Genomic DNA, 3324 nt, shown 5'->3' with positions numbered 1-3324 from the left:
CTTATGCCCTGGGATGCGAGAGATACCATGTCATTACGTACCGAGTTTGTGCTGTTCGCCTCGCAGGACGGGGCGAACATCCGTTTCCTCTGCCGTCAGTTCGGCATTTCTCCTGCCACCGGCTACAAGTGGCTTCAGCGCTGGGCTGAGGAAGGTGCCTCCGGTCTTCAGGACCGCTCCCGCGCACCTCATCATTCCCCGAACCGCTCATCTGACGACATCACGGCCCTGCTGCGCATGGCGCATGACCGTCATCAACGCTGGGGCGCCCGCAAGATTAAGCGCTGGCTTGAAGACCAGGGGCACCGTATGCCCGCCTTCAGCACCGTCCATAATCTGATGGCCCGTCACGGTCTGCTGCCGGGCGCATCACCGGGCGTTCCGGCTACGGGACGCTTCGAACATGACGCGCCGAACCGGCTCTGGCAGATGGATTTTAAGGGCCACTTTCCCTTTGGCGGTGGCCGCTGCCATCCGCTCACCCTGCTGGACGACCACTCCCGTTTTTCCCTGTGCCTGGCGCACTGTACCGATGAACGGCGCGAGACCGTGCAGCAGCAGCTGGTCAGCGCGTTTGAACGCTACGGCCTGCCGGACAGGATGACGATGGACAACGGCTCACCGTGGGGCGACACCACCGGCACCTGGACGGCGCTGGAGCTGTGGCTGATGCGCCACGGTATCCGGGTGGGGCACTCCCGGCCTTATCATCCGCAGACGCAGGGCAAGCTGGAGCGTTTTCACCGCAGCCTGAAGGCGGAAGTGCTGCAGGGAAAATGGTTCGCGGACAGCGGAGAGCTGCAACGCGCTTTCGATCACTGGCGCACGGTGTACAACCTTGAACGCCCGCACGAGGCGCTGGATATGGCGGTACCGGCCTCGCGTTATCAGCCGTCTGCCCGGCAGTACAGCGGCAGCGTAACGCCACCTGAGTACGATGAAGGGGTGAAGGTCAGGAAAGTGGATGTCAGCGGAAAGCTGAGCATACAGGGTGTCAGTCTGAGCGCAGGCAAGGCGTTCAGGGGAGAACGGGTCGGGCTGAGGGAGACGCAGGATGACGGCTGCTATGAAGTGTGGTGGTACAGCACGAAAGTGGGGGTGATCGACCTGAAGAAAAAGTCGATCACCATGGGTAAAGGATGTTAAAAAGTGTTCACCATGTCCCCGAACACCTGTCTACCATGTCCCCGGACTGTACACCCTGTGGGAGAGGGAGAAAACATTAAAAAAGGCAACTTTCGTTGCCTTTTTGCTTTTACCTACAGCTTCGGACCCGCGCTCACCAGCGCAGCACCCGCCGGGGTATCGGTATACTTCTCGAAGTTCTCAATAAACAGCTTCGCCAGCGATTCCGCCTTCTCGCGCCACTGTTCCGGCGATCCGTAGGTATTGCGCGGGTCGAGGATACGCGTGTCCACACCCGGCAGTTCCGTCGGAATGGCCAGATCGAACATCGGCAGCGTGAAGGTTTCAGCGTTATCCAGAGAACCATCCAGAATGGCGTCGATAATGGCGCGGGTATCTTTGATGGAGATACGTTTGCCGGTACCGTTCCAGCCGGTATTCACCAGGTAGGCCTGCGCGCCGGATGCCTGCATGCGTTTCACCAGCACCTCAGCGTACTGCGTCGGGTGAAGCGACAGGAAGGCTGCACCGAAGCAGGCGGAGAAGGTTGGGGTTGGCTCCGTGACGCCACGCTCGGTACCCGCCAGCTTGGCGGTAAAGCCAGAGAGGAAGTGGTACTGCGTCTGGCTGGCGGTCAGGCGGGAAACCGGTGGCAGCACGCCGAACGCATCCGCCGTCAGGAAAATCACCTTCGTGGCATGGCCCGCTTTTGACACTGGCTTCACGATGTTGTCGATGTGGTAGATCGGGTAAGAGACGCGGGTGTTTTCGGTTTTTGACGCATCGTCGAAGTCGATAGAGCCGTCGGCACGCACGGTGACGTTTTCCAGCAGCGCGTCGCGGCGGATCGCGTGAAAGATATCCGGCTCGGCCTCTTCAGACAGGCGAATGGTCTTCGCGTAGCAACCGCCTTCGAAGTTAAACACCCCGTCATCGTCCCAGCCGTGTTCGTCATCGCCAATCAGACGGCGTTTTGGATCGGTGGAGAGCGTGGTTTTCCCGGTGCCGGAAAGACCGAAGAACACCGCTACGTCGCCTTTCTCGCCGACGTTCGCCGAGCAGTGCATAGAGGCAATACCGCGCAGCGGCAGCAGGTAGTTCATGACCGAGAACATCCCTTTCTTCATTTCGCCGCCATACCAGGTACCGCCGATCAGCTGAATACGTTCGGTCAGGTTGAAGGCAATGAAGTTTTCGGAGTTCAGACCCTGCTCTTTCCACTGTGGGTTAGTGCATTTCGCACCGTTCATCACGATGAAGTCAGGTGTGAAGTCCTGCAGCTCTTCGTCGGTCGGACGAATAAACATATTCTTAACGAAATGCGCCTGCCAGGCCACTTCGGTAATGAAACGCACGGAAAGGCGGGGGTCGGCGTTAGCGCCGCAGAAAGCGTCGACAATGAACAGACGCTTACCGGAAAGTTGATGGGTGACGAGCCCTTTCAGATGCTGCCAGGTTTCCGGGGAGAGCGGTTTGTTGTCGTTCTTCCCTTTGCCCTTGTCAGCCCACCACAGCGTATCGCGGGTAGTTTCGTCTCGGACGATATACTTATCTTTCGGCGAACGACCGGTAAAGATACCGGTATCGACGGCGATAGCACCAAGGTTCGTCAACACACCGCGCTCGTATCCTTCCAGTGCTGGATTGAGCTCTTCCTGATACAGCGTATCGTAATCGGGGTTGTAGACCACTTCCTGGACGTCGTGAATACCATAAGCCTTGAGATCTTGCGGGGTTAAACCAGTAACACGCATATCACTGCTCCTTAGCCAATATGTACTGCCTGAAATTGTAGGGTTTTTCTGGGGATGTTAACCGCGACGGGGCTCATAGATTTGTGCATCTGGATAAAACCCTTACTAACGGAAAACGCTGCGACTCCAGTCACAGTGCAGGCGGATTATCGCAGGAATCGCTTTTTGGTTGGGGAAAATGTTCCGAAAAGGTTAAGAGGTGGTGATTTTATCGGAGAGAATGTGAATGTAATCGCATACATGTAAGAAAATTACGTAAGAGTTACACAGGGAAAACGATTCAGCTTTCGGGAGATTTTTGCCCCTCACCCTAACCCTCTCCGCAAAGGGTGTACGGTCCGGGGACATAGTGAACACTTGTTCGGGGACATGGTAGACACTTACAACTGAGGCATAAGAACCCGTTTATGGAGTCGCTTATGCCCTGGGATGCGAGAGATACCAT

Annotated in this window: 2 protein-coding genes; one reads left to right on the top strand and one right to left on the bottom strand. The window is 57.0% G+C overall.

Annotated elements, in window-relative coordinates; translation table 11 throughout:
• Positions 1–3 precede the first annotated feature (3 nt).
• Positions 4–1146 (top strand): IS481 family transposase, encoded by a 1143-nt coding sequence (locus tag ACTJI7_RS22775; protein ID WP_028013617.1) that lies wholly within the window; start codon positions 4–6, stop codon positions 1144–1146.
• A gap of 113 nt (positions 1147–1259) precedes the next feature.
• Here ACTJI7_RS22775 and pckA read toward each other — a convergent pair whose 3' ends face one another.
• A complete protein-coding gene (gene pckA / locus ACTJI7_RS22770) occupies positions 1260–2879 on the bottom strand; it encodes a phosphoenolpyruvate carboxykinase (ATP) (protein ID WP_440671042.1) in 1620 nt (539 codons plus the stop codon).
• Positions 2880–3324 lie beyond the last annotated feature (445 nt).

The sequence above is a fragment of the Enterobacter sp. 22499 genome, assembly GCF_052044815.1.
In the GTDB taxonomy this organism is placed as follows: Bacteria; Pseudomonadota; Gammaproteobacteria; order Enterobacterales; family Enterobacteriaceae; genus Enterobacter; species Enterobacter bugandensis.
Note: the sequence above shows the minus strand (reverse complement) of the source record. Positions and strands in the feature narration are given on the sequence as shown.